This is a genomic window from Rhizobium sp. BK181, assembly GCF_014193305.1.
Lineage (GTDB): Bacteria > Pseudomonadota > Alphaproteobacteria > Rhizobiales > Rhizobiaceae > Rhizobium.
In genome coordinates, this window is record NZ_JACHZA010000005.1 from 63,156 (window position 1) to 84,817 (window position 21,662).

A 21,662-nucleotide genomic window follows, 5' to 3' on the forward strand; every position below is an offset into this window, starting at 1 on the left:
CGGCCCCTTGTTTTGTCAACGCTCGGTTCAGGCCCGACGTCTCAGCACGTGCACCTCAGCGCTCTGATGCTCATGCGCCAGTGTGAAATTCGCCAGTTGCCGATCCATTTCGACCGCTTCCGTAGCAAGCCGGTGAATAGCCGCGGTGGTTTCCTCGACCATTGCCGCATTCTGCTGCGTCATCGCGTCCAGCTCGGACACCGCCGTGTTGATCTGGCGCAGCGTGTCCGCCTCTTCACGGGTCGTTTCCATGATCTCGCTGATCTGGCCGTTGATCGCCTCGACGTGGCTGCCGATCCCGGTCAACGCGTCGCCGGCGCGCTCGACGAGCGAGACACCCATTTCCACCTCGTTCGTGGATTTTTGCAGCAGGCTCCCAATTTCCTTTGCTGCGCTCGACGAACGCTGCGCCAGTTCGCGCACTTCCATGGCGACGACAGCGAAGCCCTTGCCGGACTCCCCTGCTCGCGCTGCTTCGACGCCGGCATTGAGCGCCAGCAGGTTCGTCTGGAAGGCGATCGAGTCGATCACCGCGATGATAGAATTGATTTGCCGCGAAGAGGCCTGGATCGCTTCCATTGCAGCGATCGTCTCCTGCATGATCTGGCTGGAGCCGGTCGTTTCGCGCTTGGCGTCGCGGGCAATGCGCTCGGCCTGCTCGGCGCGCTCGATCTGAACGCGAACCGACTGGGTGATCGCATCGATCGCATTTGCAGTCTCGGTGATCGAAGCGGCCTGGCGCTCGGTACGACCGGCAAGCTCGTCGGCGCCGGTGCGCATTTCCTCGGAGCCCGCACGCACCGCCATGGAGTTGCCGCCGATAGCCGTCATCGTTTCGCTGAGCGCTGCCAGCGCCTGATTGAAATTGACGCGCAGGCCCTCGAGTTCGCTCGGGAAGCGGGTTTCGATCTGATAGGCAAGATCGCCGTTGGCGAGATGATGCAGACCCTCGTCGATCGCCTGGACGACTTCCTGCAGTGTCTGGGCCTCGGCCTCGCGCTCGGCCATATGTTGCCGGCGATCCCGCTCGGCGCGCGCCCGGGTTTCATTGCTGGCAGCTTCCAGCTCGCGGCTTTCGACCAGCGATTGCTTGAACCGCGCCAGCGCGTTGGCCATCGTGCCGATCTCGTCGCCGCGGTTCTGGCTGCCGATCTCGACGTCGAGGTTGCCATCGGCAACGTCGCGGGTGACGCCGGCAAGACGGGCGAGTGGCGAGAACAGCAGCTTGGTGATCATCCAGGTCGCCACCGCCATGACGACCAGAACGCCAAATGCGATCATCGTCAGCAGGGTCGCGATTTCGAGCGAGCCGGCGTTGAGCTCGCTGAGACGTACACTTTCCACGACAAGGAAACGTGAGCCCTGATAGTCGATGCCACGGACATAGGCGCGCGCCTGACCATCGGCGCGATCGAAGTCGTCGACCGTCATCCCCTTTGCCGAAAGCGCGTCCTTAGCGAACGTGAACGGCGCCGTATCCAGCATGACAAGCTGGCCAGCGCTGTTCACGCCAACAGCCGAGCCATCTTCCGAGATGATCGCGGCCTGTGCGGTGCTGCCGGCCACGATACCCTTGGCGAGAATACTGGTAATGATGTCATCGCGCACCTTGAAGAGCATCACGCCCTTGGGAGCGCCGAGCTTGACGATCGGCACGGCGTAGAAGATTGCCGACTTGCCATTTGCTGCGTCGACGCGAAGACCTGAAAAGCCGGTCGGCGCGGAATCGTCCTTCGCCTTGGCGGTGTTCTCGATGGCCTTGGCAAAGGCGAGACCGGCACCGGTCGACTTCCACGCATCGGTCTTCAGGTTTTCGGCGAAGTCGTCGTTCTTCTTGTAGGAATAGAGAACGTTGCCATCGAGATCGGCAATCAGCAGGTCGCTGAAGGCGGTGTTCTCGAGGTCGCGGGCCACCTCGCCCTGCGTCGTTTCGTGATTGGAGAAGTAGAAGCCGCTCGGAGCTTCCGGCTTGATCAGTTTTTCGCGCTGGTCTGCCGGATTTGGATTGTTGGTGATGAACACCTTTTTCAATTCGGCGCGCGCATCGCCTGACGTCTTCTCGATTGTCTTCCAACCGCTCTTCAGGCTCGTGATCGACATCTGCAGCGCTTCGATGCGCGCAATCGAGTTCGCCTGATTTTCCAGCTGCTGAAGCTGATCCTGCAGCATGTCGCCACGGAAGATCAGCACGCTCTCCTTTGCCTTGAGCGCCTGCTCGCCGGATATGCGGCTGCTGGCGAAATAAGCGAGGACGTTGATGACCGCGATCGACAACGCGGTGAGCAGAATGAATGTAGCAATGACCTTAAAGGACAGGGATTGAAATCTCTGAACCATGAACGACGAACCCTTCCGGAACGGCTCATACCGGCGGAACGGGAACGCCCTGCCGGCTGACCTGTAAACAGAACACGGGAGCCTTACCTCCTGAAGAAGGGAGCTCCTCTGACATTTTGTGGATCAAAAGTCGGCTACGGAGCTTAAATTGCCGTAAACAGCACGGCTGAAAAACAAGGAATGTTTTTGTTTTGTTCACATATCGATGGCAGTTATTTTGCGAGTGCAATAGGGTGAAGCATGCAAAATACGATTCGCATCATCGGCGTTGATCCGGGCCTGCGCCGCACCGGCTGGGGAATTATCGACACACTCGGCAATTCCTTGCGCTTTGTCGCGTCCGGCACCGTCACCTCGGATGGCGACATGGACCTGGCTTCGCGCCTCTGCCAACTGCATGACGGTCTGGCGGATGTCGTCCATAGCTACAAGCCGGATGAGGCCGCTGTAGAACAGACCTTCGTCAACAAGGATGCCGTCGCGACGCTGAAACTCGGTCAGGCGCGCGGCATTGCCATGCTGGTCCCTGCCCGTGCCGGATTGCCGGTCGCTGAATACGCGCCGAACGCGGTCAAGAAGGCGGTCATCGGTGTCGGCCACGGCGAGAAGCAGCAAATCCACATGATGCTGAAAATCCTGATGCCCAAGGTCGAATTCAAAGGCAACGACGCCGCCGACGCGTTGGCGATCGCAATTTGCCATGCGCACAACCGCGGCAGCAACCGCATGCGGCAGGCAGCACTTGCCGGCTAATCTTCACTGACAACCCACCGAACGGACCATTTGCATGATCGGCAAGCTCAAAGGCACCATCGAAGAAATCGGCGACGACTATGTCCTCGTCGATGTCCACGGCGTGTGCTACGTCGCCTTCTGCTCGGCGCGCACCCTGTCTCGCCTCGGCTCGGTGGGCGAAGCCTGTGTGCTCTTCATCGAAACCTATGTTCGCGAAGACCAGTTGAAACTCTTCGGTTTCATGACCGCGCTCGAGAGGGAATGGTTCACCCTCCTGCAAAGCGTACAAGGCGTTGGTGCAAAGGTGGCTCTCGCCGTGCTCTCGACGCTGCCTCCAAGCGAACTGGCGAACGCCATTGCGCTGCAGGATCGCACGTCAGTCGCCCGCGCTCAGGGTGTCGGACCCAAGGTCGCAGTGCGTATCGTCACCGAGTTGAAGAACAAGGCGCCGGCCTTTGCCGGTGAAGCGTCCGGCACCATCGGCCTCAAGCAGGAGTTGGGCGAAGGCGTCGCAGCTGCTCCGGTCGCCGACGCGGTCTCCGCACTGACGAACCTCGGCTACTCCCGCGATCAGGCGGCCAACGCCGTTGCAGCGGCCATGAAGACCGCCGGTGAAGGTGCCGACAGCGCCAAGCTCATCCGTCTCGGCTTGAAGGAACTGGCTCGCTGATCCAATTGCCCGAGCGGGTGCCAAAAGCGTTCGGCTTGGTGTATTGGTCACGAGCGTTTGAAGATTGGGAAATGCCAGCATGAGTGAAGCCGCGCGCCTGATATCGGCCGAGAAACGAGGCGAAGACCTGGATGTGACGCTGCGGCCGCAATCGCTGGACGAGTTCACCGGCCAGGCGGAAGCACGCGCAAACCTGAAGGTGTTCATCGAGGCGGCGAAGAACCGCGGCGAGGCGCTCGACCACGTCCTTTTCGTGGGCCCGCCCGGCCTCGGAAAGACCACCCTGGCGCAGATCATGGCGAAGGAACTCGGCGTCAATTTCCGCTCGACCTCCGGCCCGGTCATCGCCAAGGCGGGCGATCTCGCAGCCCTCCTGACCAATCTCGAAGAACGCGATGTGCTCTTCATCGACGAAATCCACCGGCTCAATCCGGCCGTCGAGGAAATCCTCTATCCCGCGATGGAGGACTTTCAGCTTGACCTCATCATCGGCGAAGGCCCCGCGGCGCGCTCCGTCAAGATCGACCTGTCCAAATTCACCCTCGTTGCCGCAACGACACGCCTTGGCCTTTTGACAACGCCGCTGCGCGACCGTTTCGGCATTCCCGTCCGCCTGAGCTTCTACACGGTAGAGGAACTGGAATTGATCGTTCGTCGCGGCGCGCGCTTGATGAACCTGCCGATGACCGACGAGGGTGCGCGCGAAATTGCCCGGCGCGCCCGCGGCACGCCGCGTATCGCCGGTCGCCTGCTGCGGCGTGTGCGCGACTTCGCCGAAGTAGCGAAGGCCGAAGCCGTCACCCGCGAGATTGCCGATGAGGCGCTGACCCGCCTGCTCGTCGACAACATGGGCCTCGACCAGCTCGACAAACGTTACCTCAACATGATTGCGGTCAACTTCGGCGGCGGCCCGGTTGGCATCGAAACCATCGCCGCCGGTCTTTCCGAACCGCGCGATGCGATCGAGGACATCATCGAGCCCTATATGATCCAGCAAGGTTTCATTCAGCGTACGCCGCGCGGTCGCGTGCTCACGGCAACTGCTTGGAAGCACCTCGGCATGCAGCCCCCAAAGGATCTCGAGGCCGCGCAGTTCCGCTTGTTTCAGGAAGACGACTGATGCTGCGGAAGGGCGTCAAAACGGAGTTAACCGATGCCCACGTTCGACCCCTGTAGAACCGCACGCAAGCTCGCCTACAACAATGCGCTTGCGAACCATCGCCTGCATGAAGCCTGTAGCAAGTTGATGCCGGGAGAGTTCGAGGCAACTCGGGTAAGCTTCTTCCCGTCGATCAAGGCAACGCTCAACCATATTCTGACCGTCGACTGGTTCTACGTCGATGCCTTAGAAGGCGGCACACTAGGGCCTGCCGCCTGGGACGTCGAGGAGCCATTCGGCGACATCGCGGCGCTTGCCGCAGAGCAGGCCAAGGTCGATTGTCGGCTGGTTGCCCTTTGCGAGGCGGCAACGCCGGAAAAGCTGGCATCGACGACCGAGCTCCATCGTTCTGGGCGCATTCAGCGCGAGCGGATGGAAGACGTTTTGAACCACCTGTTCCAGCACCAGACACACCATCGCGGCCAGGTCCATGCCATGTTGGCAGGAACGAGCGTATCACCACCACAACTCGATGAATTCATTGTCGCCGATGATGGCCGCTTCCGGAGCGCCGATATCGCCGCTCTCGGCTGGAGTGAAGACTATTTGATGCGCTAGCGGCAAGGCGCGGAGTGCAGCCTAGTCCTGAAGTCGCGCCTTCAGTCCGTCGATGATCGTCTTGCTCAAGAGTTCGTAATTCTCATCGAAGTGATGGTCGCCGGCAAGCGCGATCACATCGACACCGCTATCCTTGAGGTCAGGGCAAGCCACCTCGTCGTCGTCTTCCTTGCCGTAGATGCACTGGACGATCTTCGCGTCGACCTTTTTCAGGTCATCAACGGGATCGCCGCCTGCACCTTCCGTCTTCTGGCCGAGCCAGCCCATGACGGAGATCTGGTAATCCACCTCATGCGAGAGCGATAGGAGCGACATCTGCGCGATGGATCCCTTCGCAGCCGGCTTCAGTCGCGTATAGGCAGCAGGCACGACATCGGCACCGAATGAATAGCCGATCAGCAGAACATGCTTCACTTGCCACTGCTTGCGATAAAGCTCGATGATCTTGCCGAGATCGTCTGCCGTTTGCTGCGGCTGGCGCTCCGACCAGAAGTAATGCAGCGAGTCGATGCCAACGACAGGGACGCCCTGCTTCTGCAACGCCGCACCGACCTCCTTGTCGATATCGCGCCATCCGCCATCGCCGGAGTAAATGATCGCCATTGTGTCGAAGGCAGGCTTGGCATCGAGAATGGTGAGCGGCAAACCGAGCGGATTGTCGGCGCTGCCGGAGGCATCGATCAGGTCCGAGAGCGTATCGGCGAGCGTCGTCTGGGCATCGTCCCCGGAATCGCGGATATCGATGCCCGAGTGCTGCTTCTTGAGTTCTTCGACGTGCGCACGACCGTCCTTGTTCGCCGACGCTGTGAACGAAGCGATGATCGGGTCCGGAAGAGCTATATCGCTAAGCCCGTATACCATGCGATCGCCGACCGTCTGCTTCTTCGCCGGCGTGCATAGTTCCTTGGTGAGCGGAATGCCGGCAGCCGGATCGATCGCCAGCGTCTGGCCGATCGTCGCATCCGGGGTCTGCGCCGCAATCGCCAGTGCCAGCGCGCCGCCCTCGCCGACGCCGGCAACGATCGGCAGATGGTATGCGCTGTTGCCCGCCGCGCGCTGCACCTGCTGGCTCAGCGATTCAAGGTCGGACACCATGTAGATGCAGCCGTCATTCTGGCTGACGTCGTAATTCCTGAGCGCATCCATGTAGGTCGTAAAGTCGATGCCAATGACGACGGCGCCCTGTTGGACGAGCCGATCAGCCTCCGCTTTCTCGTTGTCGCCCCAGCCGGCGCCATCGGAAATCAGGACGACCGCCCCCTTCACATCTCCATCGGGCAGGAAGATGTGCGGGGAAGGAATTGTCCCTGTCTCAAAGCTCTGCGTCGTCTCGGTCGCGGCCATTGCCGCCGGGGCGGACAAAGACAGGGCGAAGACGGCTGCAAGAAGGTGTCTCTTCATCATTTTCTCACTACCCCTCTCAATCCGCCGCCGATCAGGAATGTCGCGTCCATGAGAGCGATCATCGGATTGCCTCCACCGGAAACCGCAAGATACCGCGGATGCCAGTGTGGATGGAACTTTGATTTGAAGGCCCGAAGACCCTTGAAGTTATAGAAGCGCTCACCGTGCTCGAAGACGGTGCTGCCGACACGGTCCCACACCGGCGCAATCTCGCGCTTCGACATGCCCGAGAGCGGCGCCATGCCGAGGTTGAAATGCGCAAAGCCTTCGCCGCGCAGATACTCCATGATCTGGACGAAGAGGAAGTCCATCGATCCTTTCGGCGCATCCGGAGAGAAGCGCATCAAATCGATCGTGCCCTCGTCCCTCGCCGCCGTTATCAGGATGTTGGCGAATGCCACGATCCTGCCCTCGAGCTTGAGAATGCCAACCGGCTGCGCAAGGATATAGTCCGGATCGAACGCACCGAGCGAGAAGCCTTTCTCCTTGGCATTGTGGTCCTCAAGCCAGGCATTCGAAACCGCAGCGAGCTCATCCATCGCTGCCGGAACGTTTTCCGGTGTGATCACTTCGAATTCCAGGCCGTCGCGTTGCGCACGGCTCGCGGTCTGCCGTAGGTTCGCCCACTTGCCGCCCTTCATCTCGAAGGTCTTCAGATCGGCGACGGCAAGCTCGCCGAGCTTGAAGGCCCGCAGCCCCGCATCAGCGCAGTGGGAAAGAAGCGCCGGGGAGATCTGATAGAACACAGCGCGACAGCCGGCTGCGCGCGCCGACTCCACGAAGCGCCAGACGAGTTCCGGGATCGCACTGCGCTCGCCGATCGGATCGAAGAGAGCGATCCAGGAGCGACCCTGCCGTCCGTACATGATGAAGGCGTCGCCCTTCTCGGAGAACATGATGCTTTTGTCGCCCATGCGTACGAGATTGGCGTCGGCATATCGCTGTTTTTCGACGATCTCGACCGCCCGCTGCAAAGAGTCCGCCGAAGCAGGCTCTGGCTTGATCGCTACAGGGCGAAGCAGGCTGAAGATCGCGATCGCCGAGGAAATGATCGTCAACCCGAGCACCGCACGCAGGCCGCGGGGCGCCTCGCCGGCAAATTCGAACTGCCACCACAGCTCACTGCTGTACTCGACGTCCCGATAGACGAAGAGCAGGATGACGATGGCGCCGACGCAGATCACAGCAATGGCGGTCAACCACGAGGCCGTCAGCGTCTGGTTGAGAAGGGACGCATGCCTCCGGAACAGCCGGCGGCTGACGAAAAGGCCGAATATCAGGAAGCCAAGGAAACAGGCTTCGACCAGCGCGATCGCCTTCAGTAGCGACAAGGTGAGCGCGGCCGCGGCCGACAGAATCGATACCCACCAGGCGCCGTCAAGCTTCTGGCCGAGGCCGCGGGCGGCAACGACCAGCGCTAGCCCGAGCAGGCTCGACAAGAAATGCGCGCCTTCGACGATCGGCAGGGGAAGGTAGTTGGCAAGAAACTCGAGATTCTGGTCGGGTGTCGGGGTGACGCTCGAGAAGATGAGCATGACGCCGAGAAGCAGCGACAGCGTCGAGAGCAACTGCGGCATCAGCCGGATCCCGATCCGCCGGATACCCGAGGCAACCGGATGATCCGCGAACCGACGAAGTTCGGTCGCCGAAACGGCAAGGACCGCGATCAGCAGCGGCAGAACATTGTAGATGAGGCGATAGAGCACCAGCGAGCCGAGCACTGCGTCGATGTTCACCGCACTGCCAAGCGAGGCGATGATAATGGTCTCGAATACGCCGAGACCGGCCGGCACGTGGCTTAGGACGCCAAGCCCGACGGCGATCGCATAGACGGCCAGGAACACCGGCCAGCTGATCGCCGCCTGCGGCAGAAGGACGTAGAGGACCGTCGCCGAGGCGGCGATGTCGAAAGCGGTGACCAGGAACTGCCGGGACCATGTCCGCGAGTCCGGCAACCGGACCTCGACCGGACCGAGATGAATTACGCGCCCGTCGCGCCCCATGAACATTATGACGCCCAAGCCGGCGATCACCGCACCGGCCAGCAGCCGCAGCGTAAGGCTACCGACATCGATCAGAGGCGCAATCTCATCGGCGATGATCAGAAGCGCGATCGCCGCGACACCGGCGAGACCGAGCCCGAAAGACAGCGTCACGAAGGCGATGACGCGGCCGATCTCTTCCGGCGTCAGGCCAAGGCGCGAGTAGGCGCGATACCGGATCGCGCCGCCGCTCAACGCACCGAATCCCGCCGTGTTGCCAACCGCATAGGCGCTGAAAGCCGTCAGTGCCACCTGCGGAAATGGCAGCTTGCGGCCAACATATTCGATGGCATTCACATCGTAGAAAACAAGGGCAAGGAAGCTCAGGCCCGTGAACACCAGGGCCAACAGGATCGAGCTGACCTTGGTGTCGGCCAGTGCCTGCACAACGTCGTCGTAACGCACTTCGTTCGTGAGCTGCACGATCGCGAAGCCGACGAGACAGAAGAGGGCGAGCGTCACCAGGGCCGTCAGGTGCGCGCGATAGCGCCTGAAGAACCCGCGTATTGCAGATTCGTCGGCGTCTTCGATTTCGTCTAGTTTGCCGTGCCCCGACATCTCGTACCGTCACAATTTCCTGTTTAGCGGATGATGTTCGAAGCACGTAACATAGGCGGCATGCAAGCTCTATGAATGCGCGTCTGCCCCGACCCAAGCCCGTCCGTTGTCGCCTCCTTCATCTCCAATTGGGGCAAATTTGGCGCAAGACGCAGCTCTGCGCATTGCAATTTCGTAACGTTGATCGGACTGGGGTCGAGCGCCGGGCTATGCCGCTGGCTCGCCCGAACCCGAGAGCTGCGACAGATGGCGGGCAGCGGCCGCATGATCAGCCTCGTGGCTCTCGCTCGATACCTGCACGGTCGGCACAGCGAACTCGATGCCGTTTTCCTTGAAGGCGTTGCGGATCATTGCCAATGCGTTGCGCCGGATGACGAACTGCTCGCCGGGCTTGGTCATCATTGCCAGCCGGATGACGATCGCGAAGTCGCCAAACTGCTCCACGCCCTTCATCTTCAACGTTTCGATGATGTGCGGGCTGTAATCGGGATTGTCCAGCAGTTGTTGCCCAATCTGTTTGATCACCTTCTTCACCTTCACGAGGTCGGTGTCGTAGGTCACGTTGAGGGTGATCTTGTCGATCGTCCAGTCGCGGTTCAGGTTCTTGACTGCGCCGAGCTCACCAAACGGTACCGTCGTCAGTGGTCCACGGTGATGCCTGAGCCGAACCGATCGCAGGCTGAAGGCCTCAACGACACCCTTGTGGCTGCCGCTTTCGATATACTCACCGACGCGGAAGGCGTCGTCCCACAGGTAGAACATACCGCTGATCACATCCTTCACGATGGTCTGCGCGCCGAAACCAACGGCAACGCCGACCACCCCGGCACCGGCGATCAGCGGACCGATCTCGACGCCGAGGCCCGACAACACCATCAGCACAGCAATGACGGCGATGACGACGGCGAGAATATTGCGGAAGATCGGCAGCAGCGTCTGCAACCTCGCGCGGCTGGCCTTGTCCTCATCCGTAAGCGCCCCGTCGATACGAGAGTCGTCGAGCTTGCCGTTAATGTAGGCCCGCGCCAGATGCCACAGCAGATCGGCAGCAAGCAGGATGACGATGCCACCGATCGCACCACGGGCGATCCGATCGATCATTGTTTCTCCCGCCGCCATCCTGTCGGCGGCAAGCCCGATCATGCGCCCCAGCCAGAAAGCTGCGAGCGCGATGATGAGGGCGCGAACGCCGCGATCAAGCAATACAGTAGCGATGCGTCGCCCTGCAAGAAAGCCTGCCTCCGCCTGATGTAGGGAACGAACGGCGAGCGTCGCAACACTAAGGGCACGCGGCAGAAGCACGACATAGATGCCGATCCAAAGCAGTACGTTGAATCCCGAAACCCAGAGAAGCCAAAGCAGACCGAAATAGAGCGTCAGCCCCCAGGAAAGGGACAGGCTACGGTGCTCTCCCTCTTCCACAGGGCGGGACCAAACGGCCTCAACCGCGATAGCAAACAGTCCAAGACCGAGGATGTAGCCGACGAAATAGCGCGCGCCTTCGGAAAAGCCGAGCGGCGCCATGAGTTGAATCACTGCCCAGCCGAAGGCGAAGTAGATGACGAAGACCGCGCAGCGGCGGAACCAGAAAAGCGCCCGTGCCCGTGAGATCTGGCGTTCGCCATCCGCGCGTGGCAAGGTGACCAAAGCTACCAGCAGCCGCCCCAATGCGACGGTAAAGCGGGCGACGATGAGCGCGATCGCGATTGCGATCGCCATGGAGCGCGTGATCGGCGGCCAACTGAAGGCAAGCAGCGGAACAAGCGTCGCAATGGCAAAGACGATCGCCGGAACAATGCGATAAAGCAGATTTGCCGTTGCATGATGGGCAACGGTCACAGCCCCGTCGTCTGTCTGCCGGATCCGTGGCTTGGGCACGATAAGGCGGAAGACCAGCTCGACAGCCAAGCCGGCAAGGAACAGAGCAACGACCTCCGCGGTTATCAGCAGCCAGCCGCTGGGAACGACCTCGCGTTCAACGACCTCAGAGGCGGTTTCCACTTCGCCAGGAAACTCCATCGCCGCGTCCGAGACCATCTCGACATGACGGCGGGCGTGACCGACAAGCTCGGAAAGCGCCGACATTTCGCCGGTCTGCGGCTGTGTGGGTGCGGTCGGCGCAGGCTTCGTCTGCGTCGCCATCCACTCTTTCACCTGCGGTTTCTGCATCAGTTCGAGTATTTGCCGCACTTCCGCTGGCGGTTCGGCAGCGATCGTCGCGGAGGGTGTTGAAGCGGGAGCGGTCTGGGCGGCGGAGGCGCCGGCAAACGCGAACAGGAACATCATCGATACCAGCAGCTGCATCATGCCGCGTGCGCTAATTGCAGGACCCATCATTCCTTGCCCCCTCGATGCGATCCCCCGACAATATATCGTGCTGTTTAAAAGAAAAGCCCGCACAGGCATCGCTGCGCGGGCGTGGAAAACGAAAAGTTGCGACCTAGCTCTTCGGCTTCTCGACGTGTCCGCCGAAACCTGCGCGCATAGCGGAGAGCACCTTGTTGGCGAACTCGTCATTGTCGCGCGACGAGAACCTGCCATGCAGCGCGGCGCTGAGCACCGGCGTCGGCACGCTTTCATCGATTGCCGCCATGATCGTCCAGCGGCCCTCGCCAGAATCGGAAACGCGACCGGCATACTTGGTGAGGACCGGATCGGCATGCAGCGCGTCGGCGGTCAAATCGAGCAGCCAGGATGTGATCACGCTGCCACGACGCCATACTTCGGCAATGTCAGGCAGGTTGAGGTCATAGCGGTAATACTCGGGGTGGGCCAATGGCGCGGTTTCCGCGTCAACCTCGTGGGTCGTCGCACCGATGTTCGCATGTTTCAGGATATTCAGTCCTTCCGCATAAGCGGCCATGAGGCCGTATTCGATGCCGTTATGCACCATCTTGACGAAATGACCGGCGCCGTGCGGACCACAATGAAGGAAGCCTTGTTCGGCAGTGCTATCCGGATGCGCGCTGCGCCCCGCCGAAGGAGCAATATCTCCCTGCCCGGGCGCCAGGGATGCAAAGATCGGCGACAGCGACTGGACGATTCCTTTCTCGCCGCCGATCATCAGGCAATAGCCGCGTTCGAGACCGAATACGCCGCCGCTGGTGCCGACATCGACGTAGTGGATGCCCTTGGTGATGAGTTCGGCGCCACGTCGGATGTCGTCGTGATAGTACGAGTTGCCGCCGTCGATGATGATGTCGTCGTCGTGCAGCAACGGCACGATCTGGGCGATGACCTTGTCCGTGATCGCCGCCGGCAGCATCAGCCAGATCGCGCGCGGGCGCGACAGCTTCGAGACGAATTCCTCAAGCGAGGCGGTCCCGACAGCCCCCTTGCCGACGAGATCGGCAACGCTCTCCGGCTTGGCGTCGTAGACGACGCATTCATGGCCACCGCGCATCAATCGCTGAACCATGTAGTTGCCCATGCGGCCCAAACCTACCATCCCAAGCTGCATCTCAAATCTCCTGGAAATTAAATCGATATGATGCGGAAACTAGCACTCGCTATGCAGCAAGCAAGCGAACTCTCTGTCGCATGGATCAGACAATTCCGGCGACCGAGCTGAAACAACAGAATTCCAAGGCGGGAGGCTCGGTCTCGCCGTTCAATATTCCGGCGCGGTCGCCTGATCGCCCCGCATCTCACTGAGGAAGAAACCTTCCCGCAGATTGATGCCGTATTCGACGAACGGGTCTGCCGTGCGAGCACACGCGCAAAAAGCAACGGAGACGGCGAGGGAAGCGCGATCCACGGCAACCGATGGATGTTTACGATCCTGGGTGCCTACAAACGTAGGTGGGCACCGTGTGTCCAGGCCCACGAGCCTGGTCAGGGACAGCTCCCTTTGGATCGAGTATGGCCCCAGGGATTGTGGTTCCTGTCGAGAGGCGCAGACCGCACCCGATATATAAGACTGATTTCCGCGGCGCGCCAGAGGGGACCCGGAACGCCCTTCCGATTTAATTGAGCTCGGCTGGCGCTCTGCCGTTCAGCTTGTCGGTGATACCGCGAATGCGGCTCGTCACCTCGCCGAGTGCAGCCGCAAGCGTCTCTTCGGTGCGGGCGTTCGCCGCCAGCACGGTATCGCTGCTGTTGCGCAAGGCGCCCAGTTCGGACTCAAGATCCGCAATCCGGCGGGTCAACTCGGAGATCTCGTCCATGACCATGATGCCTGCCATGACGGTGATGCGCAGGTCGCCGATTTCACCGAATTGGCCTTTGAGGTGGCCGACGTAATTGTCGAAGCGCGTTGCGAGATCCGTCAGGTGATCTTCCTGCCCTTCCTCGCAAGCCATACGATAGGCCTTGCCGTCGATCGTTACCGTTACCTGCGCCATCTGCCGCGCCTTTCTATCGGTCGAGAACCGCGCGAATAGTCTCCATGGCCGTCACCAGCCGCCGCGAGACCTCGCGATTGACTTCTTCCAGCCGGTTCGCGCGGAATTCGGCTTGGTCCAATTCCTGGGCAAGCTTAGAGCGATCCGCGTGGATCCGGCGAACCTCGCCTTCGACCTCGCCCTGCTCTCGCTGGTGCTCGATACGCATGTCGACTGCGTTCTCGAGCCCCGATATCGCTTGCCGCAGCTCGTTCAGTGCCGCTTCCATGATTTTGCCTGTAGGCGTCATGTCTCTCCGGTTCCCCGCGCAAGACCCGCGAATCGGCGCGTGCGCCCGATTCAGTATTTTCAAAAGGATACGCACCTCGCCAACGGCGCGTCAATAAAGCCGGTACCGCAGCCGCAGACCTATTCTGTGGATGACAAAAATCAATCGCTGCCGCGTGTGGCATTCAACTTTTGTAAGAATTGATGGTCAAATGTCTAAAATCGATTGGAGCGGCTTTTGCTACGCCTTCATTTTATTGACTTGGCCGTTCCAACTGCTATGTGTCACCCGCTCTCATTGATGGTCTCCACAGGCTTGAGGCCATCCCCCGACACCGGAACCCCGTGGAACAGCCATGACCTCTCCTGAACAAAACGACCGGATGGCAAATGCGATCCGTTTCCTCGCCATGGATGCAGTCGAAAAGGCAAATTCCGGGCACCCTGGCATGCCGATGGGCATGGCCGACGTAGCGACCATCCTCTTCACGAAGTATCTCCGGTTCGACCCGAAGAAGCCGCATTGGCCAAACCGCGACCGCTTCGTGCTGTCGGCCGGCCACGGCTCGATGCTGTTGTACTCGCTGCTCTATTTGACCGGGTATCCCGACATGACGGTCGAAGACCTGAAGCAGTTCCGCCAGCTCGGCTCGAAGACCGCCGGCCATCCCGAATATGGCCATGCGACCGGCATTGAGACGACGACCGGACCGCTTGGCCAGGGCATTGCCAATTCCGTTGGCATGGCGATCGCCGAGCGCAAGCTGCGCGAGGAGTTCGGGGCAGAACTGCAGGATCACTACACCTATGCGATCTGCGGCGACGGCTGCCTGATGGAAGGCATCAGCCATGAAGCGATTGCGCTTGCCGGCCACCTGAAGCTCAACAAGCTCGTTCTCTTCTGGGACAACAACTCGATCACCATCGACGGCGCTGTCTCGCTCTCTGACTCGACCGACCAGATTGCCCGCTTCAAGGCCGTTCACTGGAACACGATCGAGATCGACGGCCACGACCAGGCTGCCATCTCCGCCGCCATCGAAGCCGCCCACAAATCCGACCGTCCGACCTTCATCGCCTGCAAGACGATCATCGGCTTCGGCGCTCCGAACAAGCAGGGCACTCACAAGGTCCACGGCAACCCGCTCGGCGCCGATGAAATCGCAGCCACCCGCAAGGCGCTGAATTGGGAATACGAACCCTTTGTCATTCCCTCTGACATCCTCGACGCATGGCGCGCAGCCGGCAGCCGTTCGGTTGACCTTGTCAAGTCGTGGGAAGACGGTCTCGCCAAATCCGCACACAAGGTTGAGTTCACTCGCCGCTTTGCCGGCGACCTGCCGGAAGGCTTCGACGCAGCGATCAGCGACTACAAGAAGAAGCTCATCGAGACCAAGCCAGTCATCGCCACTCGCAAGGCATCGGAAGACGCCCTCGAAGTTATCAATGGCTTCCTGCCGGAAACGCTCGGTGGTTCGGCCGACCTGACGCCGTCGAACAACACCAAGACCAGCCAGATGCATTCGATCACGCCGACGGATTTCGCCGGACGCTACATGCACTGGGGTATCCGCGAACACGGCATGGCTTCGGCGATGAACGGCATCGCGCTGCACGGCGGTCTCATTCCCTACGGCGGCGGCTTCATGATCTTCTCGGATTATTGCCGCCCACCGATCCGCCTCGCCAGCCTCATGGGCATCCGGGTCATCCACGTCCTGACGCACGACTCGATCGGCGTCGGCGAAGACGGCCCGACGCACCAGCCGGTCGAGCAGATCGCCGGCCTGCGTGCCGTTCCGAACCTGCGGGTCTTCCGTCCGGCCGACCCGACCGAGACGGCCGAGTGCTGGCAGATCGCCATCAAGACGAAAAACCACCCGTCCGCCCTCGCGCTGACCCGCCAGAATTTGACGCCGGTGCGTACCGAGTACAGCGAAAGGAACCTCTGCGAGTTGGGTGCCTACACGCTGGCTGGCAATGCCGACGCGAAGGTGACGATCTTCGCTTCGGGCTCCGAAGTCGAACTGGCCGTTGCGGCCCGCGCAACGCTCGAAGGCAAGGGTGTTTCCACCCGCGTCGTCTCGGTTCCCTGCACGGAACTGTTCTTTGACCAGCCGGCGGCCTACCGCAAGGAAGTCATCGGCAACTCGCCGGTCAAGGTCGCCGTTGAAGCCGCCGTCCGCGAAGGCTGGGATGCGTTCATCGGTCCGGAAGGTAGCTTCGTCGGCATGAAGGGCTTCGGCGCATCGGGCCCTGCAAAGAAGGTCTTCGAACATTTCGGCATCACCGCGGACGCCGTGGTCGCGGCCGCAGAAGCAAAGCTATAAAGGGAGCGCACAAGCGCTCTCCAACTCAATCCGCAAGCCCCATCTCTAGGGAGTGAATGCACATGACTGTAAAGGTTGCCATTAACGGCTTCGGCCGCATCGGCCGCAACGTTCTCCGCGCGATCGTCGAATCCGGCCGCACCGACATTGAGGTTGTCGCGATCAACGACCTCGGCCCGGTCGAGACCAATGCCCACCTGCTGCGCTACGACTCCATCCACGGCAAGTTCCCAGCCGAGGTGAAGGTCGAAGGCGACACGATCACTGTTGGCGGTGGCAAGCCGATCAAGGTGACGGCGATCAAGGACCCGGCGACGCTGCCGCACAAGGAACTCGGCGTCGACATCGCGATGGAATGCACCGGCATCTTCACTTCGCGTGAAAAGGCCGCCCTGCACCTGGCTGCAGGAGCCAAGCGCGTCATCGTTTCGGCCCCTGCCGACGGTGCTGACCTGACCGTCGTTTTCGGCGTCAACCACGACCAGCTCACCAAGGAGCACCTGGTCATCTCCAACGCATCCTGCACGACAAACTGCCTCGTACCGGTTGTGAAGGTTCTCGATGACGCGGTCGGCATCGACCACGGCTTCATGACCACGATCCACTCCTACACCGGCGACCAGCCGACGCTCGACACCATGCACAAGGACCTGTACCGCGCCCGCGCCGCAGCCCTGTCCATGATCCCGACGTCGACGGGCGCAGCCAAGGCCGTTGGCCTCGTCATGCCGCATCTGAAGGGCAAGCTTGACGGTACGTCGATCCGCGTTCCGACCCCGAACGTCTCGGTCGTCGACTTCAAGTTCGTCTCCAAGAAGGCCACGACGGTCGGCGAAATCAACGAAGCGATCAAGGCGGCCGCGAACGGCAAACTGAAGGGCATTCTCGGCTACACCGACGAGCCGCTCGTTTCCCGCGACTTCAACCACGACAGCCACTCCTCGATCTTCGCAACCGATCAGACCAAGGTCATGGAAGGCAACTTCGTGCGTGTCCTGTCCTGGTACGACAACGAGTGGGGCTTCTCCAGCCGCATGTCCGACACGGCCGTCGCTTTCGCGAAGCTCATCTAACAGCCTGCAGAATTATCTCGGAAGGCGGCCCAGACAACCGGGCCGCTTTTCTTATGGCCAGTCCGATGGCCGTGGCGAGTGGGTCCTTCCGCTTGCGTCCCATCGTCAAACTGGCTAGCGTCACAGGCATAAGAGATGCCGGATTGCCGACGAGTCCCCCATGAAAATTCTCATGACGATCATTGTTGTTTGCATGATCGCGAGCGTGCTGAGCTTGAGCCTCGTTGGCGGTCGCAGTTCCAAGCAGATCGCGGAGGGGCAACCGCTGCTGGCGTCCACGCAGGTCATGGGACCGCGATAATCGTTATCCTTAAAGGATAGGGCTGGCGCGGGGTGTTCGATCACCGTACTGTCGCTGTAAACGCGGATGGTGCGCAGGCGAAGGAATTCTGATGGACTACTTTACGATCGAAATCGATGGACAACCAGTCGCAAGCTTCCGCTCCGAGAACGCCGACGATGCCAAGTCCTTCTTCGAGGCTGAGGATTTCCGGGAGGATCTGACGGTCCTGCAATCTCAAGGCAAGCCGGTTTGGGACGGAGTTGCTCCGCTCAGCCTGCGCAAGGCAACCGCCGAAGAGGCGAGCGAAGTCGAGCACGCCTACGAGTTCGACGACGATCCGGAGCGCACCATCGATGACGAATTCGTCGTCTTCCTGGTTCCAATTTCCGACATGGGCGATGACGAAGGTGATGAGGACGACGACGTCTGAGCTGAGGCCTCGACGCGGTTCACTTCCGACAAGAAACTGATCGCCAGGAAAAGCGCGCGAGCGCCGCTTCTGCCCTGCTATCGCCCGATTTGCTCATACACTCTTTTCAAGCTCCTTCGTGAGCGCTCATCCGGCTTTGCCGTTCGGCACGCCAAAACAGCAGCATGAAGCCGCAAAACAGCAGGGGTTCGACCGCAAGGCCTACCCATCCCGTTTGTTTTGCCGTTTACTCGCAGCAAGCATGGATGACGACGAAAGGGCGACTGGGAATGGGCTGCGGGACCGGGGGCGGTCTGCATTGAATTGCAGGTAAGGGGATAGGCATGGAAGCGTTCTATATCGTCGTACTGGTGTCGACGACGCTCGTGCTCCTCGCCGCATTCTCCAGCCTGCTCGCGTTCCGCTTCGGCGCCCCCCTCCTCCTGCTCTTCCTGGCGATCGGATTGCTTGCCGGAACGGATGGCCTGGGCATCGAATTCACCAACAACTATCTCGCCTATATCCTCGGTTCCATCGCGCTCGCGATCATCTTGTTCGACTCCGGCTTTGGAACGCCAGTGCAGTCGTTCAAGCTCGCCGCCGTGCCCTCGCTGACACTTGCCTCGGTCGGTGTCCTGATAACGGCTGCATTGGTTGGCGTCGTCGCCATGTGGTTGCTGAACTTTACGTGGCTGGAAGGACTGCTGCTCGGCTCCATCGTTGCCTCTACCGACGCGGCGGCAGTCTTCTTCCTGCTGCGCATCGGCGGCATCAATATCCGCGACAAAGTGCGCTCGACCCTTGAAGTGGAATCCGGCTCCAACGACCCGATGGCGATCTTCCTGACCATTGCGCTCGTTGAGGTTCTTGCGAGCGGCGAACGGTATCACGGCATCAACATCGGCATGCTTGCCATGTTCGTGCAGCAGATGGGCCTCGGCGTCATCCTCGGCCTGCTCGGCGGCATGATGATCGTTTTGATCGTCAGCAGGCTGGAGACGGATCGCGGCCTGACACCGATCTTCGTGCTGGCCCTGGCGCTGCTGGTCTTTTCAGCGACAGGCGCGGTCGGCGGCAGCGGCTTCCTCGCCGTCTATGTTGCCGGCATCTACGCGGGCAGCCGCAAACTCCACGGTTATGCCGCCATCAAGCGCTTCCAGGACGGCATGACTTGGCTTGCACAGATCATTATGTTCCTCGTTCTCGGGCTCCTTGCAACACCGTCGCAGTTTCCGTCGATCGCCATTCCAGCGATACTGCTTGCCCTGTTCCTGATCTTCGTCGCGCGCCCGCTTGCCATCTGGTTGTCTCTGCTGCCCTTCGACTACACGCAGCAAGAGATTGGCTTTGTCGCATGGGTCGGCTTGCGTGGCGCAGTGTCGATCCTGCTTGCGATCATGCCCATCCTTGGCGGACTGGAGAATGGCCAGGTCTATTTCAATACCGCCTTCATCATCGTGCTCGTCTCGCTGCTCGTACAAGGATGGACGATCAAACCGGTTGCCAAGAAGCTCGGGCTCATCACCCCACCGCGGATGGGTGCCGTCGACAAGGTGGAAGTGGATCTACCGGGCGCGGCAAACCATGAGCTTCTCTCCTACCGCGTCGTCAAGGATAGCCCGGTCTTGCGCGGTGAGCGTATCCCGCGTTGGGCAACGCCCTCGCTCGTCATCCGAGATGGCAAGTCGATGCGCTATCAGTATGCCGGACGGCTGCGCGAAAACGATCTCGTCTATCTCTTCGTCGTTCCCTCCTATTCGCGGCTGCTCGACAAGCTCTTTGCCAGCCGAGTTCCCGTCGAGGAGGACGATGCGGATTTCTTCGGCGCCTTCGCACTTTCACCGGCTCGCCCCGCCGCAGATCTCGACGCCGCCTACGGCCCTGGACTGCTGAACGAATCCGAGAAGGGACTGACGATCGCCGAGTTGATGAAGCATCGTCTCGGTGGCAAGGCCGACTATGCCGACCGGGTGCGCCTCGGCTCCATTATCCTGATCGTCCGCGATCTCGACGACCAGGACCACATCACTTCGGTCGGCATGTCGCTCGAGGCTCTCGAGCCCGCCACCGCCCTGCCGATCTTCCTTAATCTGCATGACATCATCGACCGCGTCCGTGACCGCTTTAAAGGTCGCAAGAACCGTGAAGCAGCCGCCGCAGCGACGTCCGGCAAGGGTGATGAAAAGCGGCAATGACCGCCTTGCGTCTGCAGTCATCCTTGCTATGGTCCCCGCATCTTTTGGGCAATAACGAACGGACTTCTCCATGCCTTCCTTCAAGACCCTCGACGACCTCAACGACATTGCCGGCAAGCGCGTCCTCGTTCGCGTTGACCTGAACGTCCCGGTCAAAGACGGCAAAGTGACCGACACCACGCGCATCGAGCGTGTTGCCCCGACGATCCTGGAACTGTCGAAGAAGGGCGCCAAGGTCATCCTGCTCGCGCATTTCGGTCGCCCCAAGGATGGCCCGTCGCCGGATCTTTCGCTGTCCCTGATTGCGCCCTCCGTCGAGGAAGTCCTTGACCACTCGGTCTCGACCGCCGGCGACTGCATTGGTGCCGTGGCTAGCGACGCCGTTGCGGCGATGAAGAACGGCGATATCCTGCTCATGGAAAATACGCGCTTCCATAAGGGCGAAGAGAAGAACGACCCGGATTTCGTCAAGGCGCTAGCCGCGCAGGGAGACATCTACGTCAATGATGCCTTCTCCGCCGCCCACCGTGCGCACGCCTCGACGGAAGGCCTCGCCCATCATCTTCCCGCTCATGCCGGCCGCACCATGCAGGCTGAGCTCGAAGCACTTGAGACCGGCCTCGGCAATCCGGCCCGACCGGTCGTTGCCATCGTCGGCGGCGCTAAGGTCTCGACCAAGATTGATCTCTTGATGAACCTCGTAAAGAAGGTCGACGCGCTGGTAATCGGCGGCGGCATGGCAAATACCTTTATCGCCGCGCGTGGCACCAATGTCGGCAAGTCGCTCTGCGAGCACGACCTTGCCGACACCGCAAAGCAGATCATGATCGAAGCGGCCACGGCGGGCTGCGCCATCATTCTCCCCGAAGACGGCGTTGTTGCCCGCGAGTTCAAAGCAAACGCCGCCAACGAGACGGTCGCGATCGATGCGATCCCCAGCGACGCGATGGTGCTGGACGTCGGTCCGAAGTCGGTCGAGGCGATCAAGGCCTGGATCGAGCGCGCCAATACGCTCGTCTGGAACGGTCCGCTTGGCGCGTTCGAGATCGAACCGTTCGACAAGGCAACCGTCGCGGCAGCGAAGTTTGCGGCCGAGCGCACCAAGGCTGGCAAGCTTACCTCGGTCGCCGGTGGTGGTGATACGGTCTCCGCGCTGAACCATGCCGGCGTTGCCGATGATTTCAGCTATGTATCGACCGCGGGTGGTGCCTTCCTTGAATGGATGGAGGGGAAAGTCCTTCCGGGTGTCGCGGTCCTCAACAAGGCCAAATGATCCGAGCAGCCAAATTTAACAGATTT

General features: G+C 60.9%; 17 protein-coding genes, 1 other RNA gene and 1 pseudogene. 10 read left to right on the forward strand and 9 right to left on the reverse strand.

Annotated elements, in window-relative coordinates; all coding sequences use genetic code 11:
- Positions 1-27: 27 nt before the first annotated feature.
- Complete coding sequence (locus FHT77_RS14690; RefSeq protein WP_183755722.1) at positions 28-2,337, reverse strand: methyl-accepting chemotaxis protein; 2,310 nt, start codon at positions 2,335-2,337, stop codon at positions 28-30.
- A gap of 240 nt (positions 2,338-2,577) precedes the next feature.
- Between FHT77_RS14690 and ruvC the strand changes: the two genes are divergently transcribed.
- The 4 genes from ruvC (at position 2,578) to FHT77_RS14710 (ending at position 5,459) form a co-directional block, all read left to right on the forward strand.
- Complete coding sequence (ruvC, locus tag FHT77_RS14695) at positions 2,578-3,090, forward strand: crossover junction endodeoxyribonuclease RuvC (protein ID WP_088693257.1); 513 nt, start codon at positions 2,578-2,580, stop codon at positions 3,088-3,090.
- Positions 3,091-3,124: 34 nt separating this feature from the next.
- A complete protein-coding gene (ruvA, locus tag FHT77_RS14700) occupies positions 3,125-3,742 on the forward strand; it encodes a Holliday junction branch migration protein RuvA (protein WP_183755723.1) in 618 nt (205 codons plus the stop codon).
- 79 nt (positions 3,743-3,821) lie between these two features.
- Positions 3,822-4,862 (forward strand): Holliday junction branch migration DNA helicase RuvB, encoded by a 1,041-nt coding sequence (ruvB, locus tag FHT77_RS14705; protein WP_007527359.1) that lies wholly within the window; start codon positions 3,822-3,824, stop codon positions 4,860-4,862.
- 33 nt (positions 4,863-4,895) lie between these two features.
- The gene (locus FHT77_RS14710; RefSeq protein WP_183755724.1) at positions 4,896-5,459 is read left to right on the forward strand and encodes a DinB family protein; all 564 of its coding nucleotides are present in this window, start codon (positions 4,896-4,898) and stop codon (positions 5,457-5,459) included.
- A 21-nt stretch (positions 5,460-5,480) separates the two neighbouring features.
- On the opposite strand, the gene FHT77_RS14715 is transcribed toward FHT77_RS14710, so the two are convergent.
- From FHT77_RS14715 to FHT77_RS14750, 8 genes and pseudogenes are all read right to left on the reverse strand, one after another.
- On the reverse strand, positions 5,481-6,863 hold the full coding sequence (locus FHT77_RS14715; RefSeq protein WP_183755725.1) for a virulence factor family protein: 1,383 nt from the start codon (positions 6,861-6,863) through the stop codon (positions 5,481-5,483).
- Complete coding sequence (gene mprF / locus FHT77_RS14720; protein ID WP_183755726.1) at positions 6,860-9,463, reverse strand: bifunctional lysylphosphatidylglycerol flippase/synthetase MprF; 2,604 nt, start codon at positions 9,461-9,463, stop codon at positions 6,860-6,862. Before mprF ends, FHT77_RS14715 begins: the two co-directional genes overlap by 4 nt.
- A gap of 207 nt (positions 9,464-9,670) precedes the next feature.
- Positions 9,671-11,797 (reverse strand): mechanosensitive ion channel family protein, encoded by a 2,127-nt coding sequence (locus tag FHT77_RS14725; RefSeq protein WP_183755966.1) that lies wholly within the window; start codon positions 11,795-11,797, stop codon positions 9,671-9,673.
- 106 nt (positions 11,798-11,903) lie between these two features.
- Positions 11,904-12,923: a phosphogluconate dehydrogenase (NAD(+)-dependent, decarboxylating) gene (gnd, locus tag FHT77_RS14730; RefSeq protein WP_183755727.1), complete on the reverse strand. Its 1,020-nt coding sequence runs from the start codon at positions 12,921-12,923 to the stop codon at positions 11,904-11,906.
- A 150-nt stretch (positions 12,924-13,073) separates the two neighbouring features.
- Positions 13,074-13,157 (reverse strand): annotated as a pseudogene (locus tag FHT77_RS14735) (ATPase); the annotation flags it as partial.
- A gap of 52 nt (positions 13,158-13,209) precedes the next feature.
- A non-coding RNA gene (ssrS, locus tag FHT77_RS14740) (6S RNA) lies at positions 13,210-13,368 on the reverse strand.
- 60 nt (positions 13,369-13,428) lie between these two features.
- On the reverse strand, positions 13,429-13,806 hold the full coding sequence (locus FHT77_RS14745; protein ID WP_183755728.1) for a cell division protein ZapA: 378 nt from the start codon (positions 13,804-13,806) through the stop codon (positions 13,429-13,431).
- A 13-nt stretch (positions 13,807-13,819) separates the two neighbouring features.
- Positions 13,820-14,095 (reverse strand): DUF4164 domain-containing protein, encoded by a 276-nt coding sequence (locus FHT77_RS14750; protein ID WP_114714520.1) that lies wholly within the window; start codon positions 14,093-14,095, stop codon positions 13,820-13,822.
- A 334-nt stretch (positions 14,096-14,429) separates the two neighbouring features.
- Between FHT77_RS14750 and tkt the strand changes: the two genes are divergently transcribed.
- From tkt to FHT77_RS14780, 6 genes are all read left to right on the forward strand, one after another.
- Positions 14,430-16,403, forward strand: a complete 1,974-nt coding sequence (gene tkt, locus FHT77_RS14755; protein ID WP_183755729.1) for a transketolase — start codon at positions 14,430-14,432, stop codon at positions 16,401-16,403.
- Between the two features lie 62 nt (positions 16,404-16,465).
- Positions 16,466-17,476 (forward strand): type I glyceraldehyde-3-phosphate dehydrogenase, encoded by a 1,011-nt coding sequence (gene gap, locus FHT77_RS14760; RefSeq protein ID WP_183755730.1) that lies wholly within the window; start codon positions 16,466-16,468, stop codon positions 17,474-17,476.
- Positions 17,477-17,636: 160 nt separating this feature from the next.
- Positions 17,637-17,777, forward strand: coding sequence for a hypothetical protein (locus FHT77_RS14765; RefSeq protein ID WP_183755976.1), 141 nt, complete (start codon positions 17,637-17,639; stop codon positions 17,775-17,777).
- A gap of 91 nt (positions 17,778-17,868) precedes the next feature.
- On the forward strand, positions 17,869-18,189 hold the full coding sequence (locus FHT77_RS14770; protein WP_183755731.1) for a hypothetical protein: 321 nt from the start codon (positions 17,869-17,871) through the stop codon (positions 18,187-18,189).
- A 323-nt stretch (positions 18,190-18,512) separates the two neighbouring features.
- Complete coding sequence (locus FHT77_RS14775) at positions 18,513-20,363, forward strand: potassium/proton antiporter (RefSeq protein WP_114714517.1); 1,851 nt, start codon at positions 18,513-18,515, stop codon at positions 20,361-20,363.
- Positions 20,364-20,433: 70 nt separating this feature from the next.
- Positions 20,434-21,636 carry a phosphoglycerate kinase gene (locus tag FHT77_RS14780; protein WP_183755732.1) on the forward strand — a complete coding sequence of 401 codons (1,203 nt, stop codon included), beginning with the start codon at positions 20,434-20,436 and terminating at the stop codon, positions 21,634-21,636.
- Positions 21,637-21,662 lie beyond the last annotated feature (26 nt).